Here is a 6,344-nt window from a genome sequence, read left to right as displayed (position 1 = left end):
GAAGCCGTCCTCGGCGTAGGGGCCCGGGAGGAGCTCCAGTCCAGGAAGGCCCCGCACTCCCCGCAGAAGGAGTCCCCCTCGTTCACACGCGCGTCGCACTGCTCGCAGGTCACCGACCGACCGCCTCTCCACCCGGGACCACCTGGACCGTGCACGGCACGTGCGCCGGCCGGCTGGCCTCGACGAGCGCCTCCAGCCTGGGCAGCGGCAGCGCCTCGGCGTCGGCGCTGATGCGCACCACCAGCGAGGGCTCGGGCGATCCCGGCAGGGCGCCGCCCGGCGTGGCCGACCACGCGGCGCCGCCGCTGTCGACGACCCGCGCCTCGACCCCGAAGGCCGCGTGGAGCAGCTCCGCCAGCCCGCGCGCGGTGCCGCGCAGCCGGTGCAGCTCCGTCGCCCGGGCCACCGCGCGGCGGCGGTCGGCGAGGGGCCGTCCGCCGTCCGCCTCGGCCGCGACCCAGGTCGCGAGCCAGTCCAGGAAGTCCTCGGGCGCCAGCCGAGGGTCCCAGTAGGCGTCGAGGCAGTCGAGCACGGCCAGCACGGGGGCGAGCACCTCGTCGAAGGCCGAGACGAAGCGCTGCACGAAGCCGTCCTCGGCGTAGGGGCCCGGCAGCCGCTCGCCGAACGGGTGCGGCGAGATCAGGCCCTCGGCGTGGAGGCGCCGGGAGGGCGGCCGGTCACTCGCCGCGGCGTCGTCCGTCACCGCTCCTCCACCCTGACCTGGTGCTCGTAGGAGAACACCAGCGCGTGGCGCTCCAGGTCGATGCGGTCGCCGACGTCGCCGCGCTCCCCCGTGAGCGGGTTCGCCGCGAAGATCCGGACGTCGTCGACGAGTTCCACCCCGGGGACCCGCTGGAGCACCGAGTACGCCTCGCCGGTCTGCACCGGGCGGCCGAAGGGCCAGCCGTCGCCGTGGGGGCCGCCGGTGACGGGGTTCACATAGCGGTAGAGCGCGTCGAGCGCCCGCTCCCGCAACCGGCCGGCCGCCGTCCCGGGCGTGGCGGTCAGGCGGGCGACCACGGTGACACCCTGGTAGTACGGCGGCTGGACCAGCAGCCGGGCGCCGACCGGGCGGCGCGTGTCCAGGTGTGCGGCGATGCCGGCGAGCATCTCGTCCGGCGGGACCAGCTGCTCGAAGCGCAGCCGGTGGCCGTCGTCGGCGACGACCGCCGGCACCACCAGGACCCGTACCCCGCCCGCCTCCTCACCGTCCCCCGCGGGGACGCAGCGGATACGGGCGGCGGACGGCGCGGCCTGCCGGGCGATCAGCTCGTAGTCGGCGGCGGTCACGGCCCGGTCCTGCGCGCGCAGGTGCAGGGGCGCGCGCAGCCTGGCGCTCTCCATGGTCTCGCCGTCGACGCCGCCCGAGGCCGCCTCCCGGTTCTCCACCCGGGACACGTAGGGGATGGAGGTGCGCAGCACGGTCAGGGCCCCGCGGGCGACGTTGCCGCGGCGCCCGCCGCCGGTGCGGTAGCGGCGGACCCGGATGTGCGCCCCCTTGGGGGGCACGGCGCCGTAGTGACGCAGCGAGCCGTCCGGCTCCCGCACGGCGGGGCCGAAGGCGACCTCCCCGGTGGTCGCGTCCAGGCGGATGTGGCGGTGGTCGGCCCCCGAGCCGCCGAAGGACTCGACGGGGGTCCACTCCTGCCAGCCGTCGCCGTCCGACACCTCCACCACGAACGGGTCCCGGACCAGGAGCACCGGGGGGCGGCTGACGGCGAACCGCTGGCCGGGCGTCCCCTCCGACCGCCCCAGGACCTCCCGTTCGACCGTTTCCGCGTGCAACGCCTCCGTGGTGCCCCCGATGGTGAACGCCTCGGCCCCGCGGACCGTCGGCGAGGCCGAGTAGAACGGCTGGCCCGGTTCGGCCGCCACCACCCGGCACCGCAGCCAGCCGGCGCGGCGGCCCGCGAGCGCGGCCTGTGCGTGCCCGGCCGGCACGTGCACCACCACGTCGCCGGGCCGGTTGAGCCCGCCGGTGCCGTCCTCCTCGACCTCGCAGGGCCGCCACTCCGAGCCGTCGAACGCCTCCCAGCGCAGCGGCGGCTGGCGCGGGTCGACGCCGACGCCCTCGACCCTGCTGTCCATCCGCAGCACGACCGCGCAGTTCGGCACGGCCGCGGACAGCCCGAGGAGCATGCTGTCCCCGGGCACGGGAGTGGCCGCGAAGCACGGCACGTCCTGCCCCTGGGAGACCTGGTCGGTCCGCTCCACCGGCCGCCCGCCCTCCTCCTGGGTGAGGAGGTGGACCAGCTCGCAGGGGTGCAGGGTCAGGTCGGCCGTGGTGGCGAAGACCTGGGGCTCCTCCGTCTCGCTGCGGTCCGTGGCGACCTCGGTCCCCTCGCGCAGCACCACCGGCGCGGGCTGCGGGGCCGAGAGCCAGAACGTGACCCGGGTGCCGGCCGCGGCCGGGGGGAAGAGGGTGATGCCGAGGAGGTCGAGAAAGGCCACGTAGCTCTTGTCCGGCACCCTGTTCACCCGGTACAGGAGCTGGTCGGTCATGTGGGCGAACGCCTCGATCAGGGTGACGCCCGGGTCGGAGACGTTGTGGTCGGTCCACTCGGGGCAGCGCTGCGCCACGAACCGCTTGGCGTCGTCGACGAGTTGCTGGAAGCGGCGGTCGTCGAGGTGGGGAGCGGGCAGGGCCATCAGCGCACACCGTCCTGGTCGTGGGGAACGTCCTCCGCCTCCGCGCCGTGGGAGGGGATCACGTAGAAGGGGAACACCAGGTTGCGCGGGTCGTTGGTGCCGCGATGGACGTAGCGGATGTCGATGTAGAGGGTGCCGCTCTGCCGCGTGTCGACCACCACGTCGACCTCGGTGACCTCGATCCGCGGCTCCCAGCGGTCAAGGGCGCGGCGGACCTCGTAGGCGATCGCCCCCGCGGTGTTCTCGTCGGCCGGGGCGAAGACGTGGTCGTGGACGCCGCAGCCGAACTCCGGCCGCATGGGGCGCTCGCCCGGCGCCGTGGCCAGGATCAGCCGGATGGACTCGGCGATCTCCCTGTCGCGCGAGACGAGGGCGATGCCGCCGGTCGCGCTGGTCCGCAGCGGGAACGCCCAGCCCGCCCCGATGAACTGTTCGGACATCAGTTGATCTCCACGATCCGCGCGTTGACGGCGCAGCGGGTGCCGCCGTTCAGCTCCAGCCCCGCCGTCGCGTCCACCGAGACCGACCGGCCGGTCAGCTTGAGGTCGCCGCGCCCGGCGTCGAGCACGATGCCCGTGCCCGTGACGGTGACCTCCTGGCGCGCGGAGATGGCCACCCGGCCGTCGCTGTGGACCGTGATCACGGTGTTCTGCTGGTCCAGATGCAGCGTCAGCCGGTCCCGGTCGGTGCGCAGCCGCACACCCGAGGGGCCGGGCACCGCGTCGAGCAACTCGATCCGCTGCCCGCCGCGGGAGACGAAGGAGCGCCGGTTGACCTTCCCGCTCCTGCCGTCCACCAGCGGGAGCGGGTCCGGCGTGGGCTTGTCGATCCCGTTGTACAGCCCGCCGACCACGTAGGGGCGGTCCAGCATCCCCTGCTCGAACGCCACCAGCACCTCGTCGTTCACCTCGGGGCTGAAGACGCCGCCGCCTCCCACGCCGCCCAGCTGGACGGTGCGCGCCCAGTCGGTGACGTAGGCGCGCTCCCGGCCGGAGTCGTCCGACAGCCACGGCAGCTTGAGCCGCACCCAGCCCTGCCCCTGGAGCGCCGTCGGCGCCTTCACGTCCGTGACGACGCCGACGGCGACGCCGGGGACGCGGGCCGACTCCGCGGGCGCGGACGCGCCCGCGGCCAGGCCGTACGGGGTGCGGTCCTGGCGGCTGCTGACGGTGATCCACGTCTCGTAGCCGGTCCCGGGCTCGTCGGTGTGCCTGCTGGCGGTCACCGTGTACTTGCCGTCGAAGGGAAGGCCGGCGCCGCCCAGCACGACCGGCGTGCCGGCCCGCAGGCGCGGGTTCCCGAGCACCACGACCTCCAGCTCGGCCACGGCGTCGGCCAGGTCGGCGGCGAGCGCGGTCGCCACGGCCTTGACCTCGGCGTCGGTCTGGTACGGGTGGTCGGCCATCAGCGTCTCGGAGCCCTGGCCGCGCTCGAACGGGGCGATGGCGCGCGGCGGATCGACCCCGATCCGCAGCCCGTCACCCGCCCGCACGGGCCGCTCGGCGCGCAGAGCACGCTTCCGCTTGACGTCCCAGCCGCGCACCGTGACCCGGGCCGTCTGGTTCACGGAGGTGACGGACGAGCGGACGAAGTGCACGTTCTCGCCCACCTTGATCCCGACCGGGCTCTCCTCGACCGCGCCGGCCCCGGCGGGCGCGGAGGCGGCCGGCACGGGGGCCCGGAAGAAGAACTTGCCGTCGCGAACCCCCATGTCCCGGTCGTTCTCCCGGGCGAGCGCGGTGAGGAACTCCCAGTCGGTGACGTTCGCCTGGGTCCGCAGCGGATAGGTGGTGGCCGTGGGGTCGATCCGGCCGAGGGGAACCCCGGCCGTCCTCGCCACGGTCGCGGCGATCTCGGACGCCTTCCGGCCGACGAAGCCCACCACCTTCCGGCCGCGTTGCAGCCGGTGGGAGGCGTCCATCGCGCGGATGGTGGTGAAGCTGCCCCCGCCGTCGTACTCGACCTCCATCGAGACGACCTCGCCGTGGAACAGGGGCAGCTCCCCCGAGCCGTCGCCGGGCTTGACCAGGATCTCCGTCCGCGTCCCGATCCGGATGCGCGTGTCCGCCAGCAGCGTCCGCTCGGGGTCGAGGAAGCGGAGCTGGGCGACGGCGGGCAGGGCGTTGCTCTCCTCGATGTCCACGCGCACCGGCATGGTGTCCCAGGGCGGCGGCAGGGGGCCGGGCACCCGGATGACGAACGTGTTGGTGTTCTCGCCGGTGGTCATCCGTCGCTTCCTTCCAGTTCGTCCGGCGAGGGCACCAGGACCTCGGTGCCGGGCCGCAGTCGTAGCGGGTCGTCGATCCCGTTGGCCTCCGCGATCACGCGCCAGGCCGTCGCGTCGCCGTACTCCCGGTAGGCAAGGAGCTCCAGCGAGTCGCCCACCACCAGCCGGTGGGTGCGGCGGGTGCCGGGCGAGCCGGAGGTGGGGTTCTGGCGGGGCGTCGGATCGCCGGCCTCGGTCAGCTGGACGGCGCAGGTCGCCCGCAGCGGCGTGCCATCGGAGTCGAACAGCGAGTAGGTGGCGGTGACCTCCTCCAGGTAGCCGAAGAAGGACGCGCTGTCGAAGGAGCCCCAGGTGAACTTGACCCGGGGGGCGGACGACGCCTTGGCCGCGATGCTCCGCGCCGTGGGAACGCACCAGCTCAGCAGCGTCTCCACGCCCTTCTGGACGCTGGTGTCGTGGGTGTCGGTGGCGTCGAGGAACAACTCGACGCTCAGCCTGCGTGGCAGCGAGCCGGTGAACTCCGGCACGCCCACCTGCCTCGCGCTTCTGGCCCGGTGGCGGATCCACTGCGCGCCCTTGCTCAGGGTGAGCGTCTCCGGATTGAACTGGAAGGAGATCGGCGGGCCGAACATCCCGCCGGGCGGCCTGCCGGGCTTCTTGGGGGGCTCGTACGCCGTGAGCCTGGCGCGTGCGCGAGTGGCCATCGTGCGGTCTCTCCTGACGCTGCTGATCGTCGGTGGGCGGACGGCATGACCGGAAGGGCTCACAGAAAGCCGTGATGGGCCAGCTCGATGCTCTCGGTCGCCACCTCGGAGCGGGACGGGTCGAACGTCGGCCCGGTCCAGCTCACGACCACGACGTCCCGCAGGGACCACTGGACGATGGTCTGGGCCAGATTCGGGCGCAGGGCCGTGATCTGGGCCGTGCCGCGGTTGGTCTTCTGGGGCAGGGAGGCGAGGAAGCGCATGACCTTGGTGGAGTCCGGCGTCAGCGGGCGGCTGAGGGTCACCCGCGGGTAGGTGATCCGCGACGGCAACTGCCAGACGAAGTCGTTGTTGCCGCCCTCCGTGCGCTGCTCCACCTCGACCTGGACACTCAGCCCCGTGCAGGTGTTGAACGGGCCGAGGTCGATGCCGTCGATCTGGAGCCGGAAGTGGACGCTCGTTCCCGGGTCCGTGGTCGCCATGGCGCGGTCTCTCCCTCGGGGCGGCGGGCGTGGTGGTGGTCGGCGAGGCGGGGGCGGGGATCATCGGCCACCGTCCAGGAGTCGCCCGGCGCGTTCCCGGCCGAGCCGCATCTCGGCCCGGAGCAGCCTGCCCAGCGGGCCGACGAGCCGGTGGGCCAGGGCGTCGAGGTGCCGGCGGTCCAGGCCCCGGAGGATCTCGTCGCCGTCGAGGGCCACCACCGGGCCCTCGGCCTCCGGCCGCGGCGTCCCGCCCGTGGTGGGGGAGGAGGCGGTGGCGGGGAC

7 protein-coding genes are annotated in these 6,344 nt (G+C 74.2%); all 7 read right to left on the bottom strand.

Features of this window, described 5'->3' with window-relative positions; all coding sequences use genetic code 11:
- Positions 1–109: 109 nt before the first annotated feature.
- Positions 110–703 carry a phage tail protein gene (locus ADY01_RS31155; RefSeq protein ID WP_049580072.1) on the bottom strand — a complete coding sequence of 198 codons (594 nt, stop codon included), beginning with the start codon at positions 701–703 and terminating at the stop codon, positions 110–112.
- Positions 700–2,649, bottom strand: a complete 1,950-nt coding sequence (locus ADY01_RS31150; RefSeq protein ID WP_049580071.1) for a putative baseplate assembly protein — start codon at positions 2,647–2,649, stop codon at positions 700–702. The genes ADY01_RS31155 and ADY01_RS31150 overlap by 4 nt, the downstream gene beginning before the upstream one ends.
- Complete coding sequence (locus tag ADY01_RS31145; RefSeq protein ID WP_049580070.1) at positions 2,649–3,089, bottom strand: GPW/gp25 family protein; 441 nt, start codon at positions 3,087–3,089, stop codon at positions 2,649–2,651. The genes ADY01_RS31150 and ADY01_RS31145 overlap by 1 nt, the downstream gene beginning before the upstream one ends.
- Positions 3,089–4,876, bottom strand: a complete 1,788-nt coding sequence (locus ADY01_RS31140) for a VgrG-related protein (RefSeq protein ID WP_049580069.1) — start codon at positions 4,874–4,876, stop codon at positions 3,089–3,091. Before ADY01_RS31140 ends, ADY01_RS31145 begins: the two co-directional genes overlap by 1 nt.
- Positions 4,873–5,580 (bottom strand): LysM peptidoglycan-binding domain-containing protein, encoded by a 708-nt coding sequence (locus ADY01_RS31135; protein WP_049580068.1) that lies wholly within the window; start codon positions 5,578–5,580, stop codon positions 4,873–4,875. Before ADY01_RS31135 ends, ADY01_RS31140 begins: the two co-directional genes overlap by 4 nt.
- Before the next feature lie 59 nt (positions 5,581–5,639).
- Positions 5,640–6,062: a phage tail protein gene (locus tag ADY01_RS31130; RefSeq protein WP_049580067.1), complete on the bottom strand. Its 423-nt coding sequence runs from the start codon at positions 6,060–6,062 to the stop codon at positions 5,640–5,642.
- A 60-nt stretch (positions 6,063–6,122) separates the two neighbouring features.
- Positions 6,123–6,344, bottom strand: a 222-nt coding sequence (locus tag ADY01_RS39460; RefSeq protein ID WP_049580066.1) for a hypothetical protein, incomplete at its 5' end; no start/stop codon positions are given.

It is taken from the genome of Streptomyces sp. SBT349 (assembly GCF_001083795.1).
Classification (GTDB): domain Bacteria; phylum Actinomycetota; class Actinomycetes; order Streptomycetales; family Streptomycetaceae; genus Streptomyces.
The sequence above is the reverse complement of the archived record's forward strand: the minus strand, read 5'-3'. Positions and strand labels throughout refer to the sequence as shown.

Excerpts from the sequence above, each read along its gene's own strand:
- ADY01_RS31150 (WP_049580071.1), bottom strand. The coding sequence starts at position 2,649 with ATGGCCCTGCCCGCTCCCCACCTCGACGACCGCCGCTTCCAGCAACTC.
- ADY01_RS31130 (WP_049580067.1), bottom strand. The coding sequence starts at position 6,062 with ATGGCGACCACGGACCCGGGAACGAGCGTCCACTTCCGGCTCCAGATC.
- ADY01_RS31145 (WP_049580070.1), bottom strand. The coding sequence starts at position 3,089 with ATGTCCGAACAGTTCATCGGGGCGGGCTGGGCGTTCCCGCTGCGGACC.
- ADY01_RS31135 (WP_049580068.1), bottom strand. The coding sequence starts at position 5,580 with ATGGCCACTCGCGCACGCGCCAGGCTCACGGCGTACGAGCCCCCCAAG.
- ADY01_RS31140 (WP_049580069.1), bottom strand. The coding sequence starts at position 4,876 with ATGACCACCGGCGAGAACACCAACACGTTCGTCATCCGGGTGCCCGGC.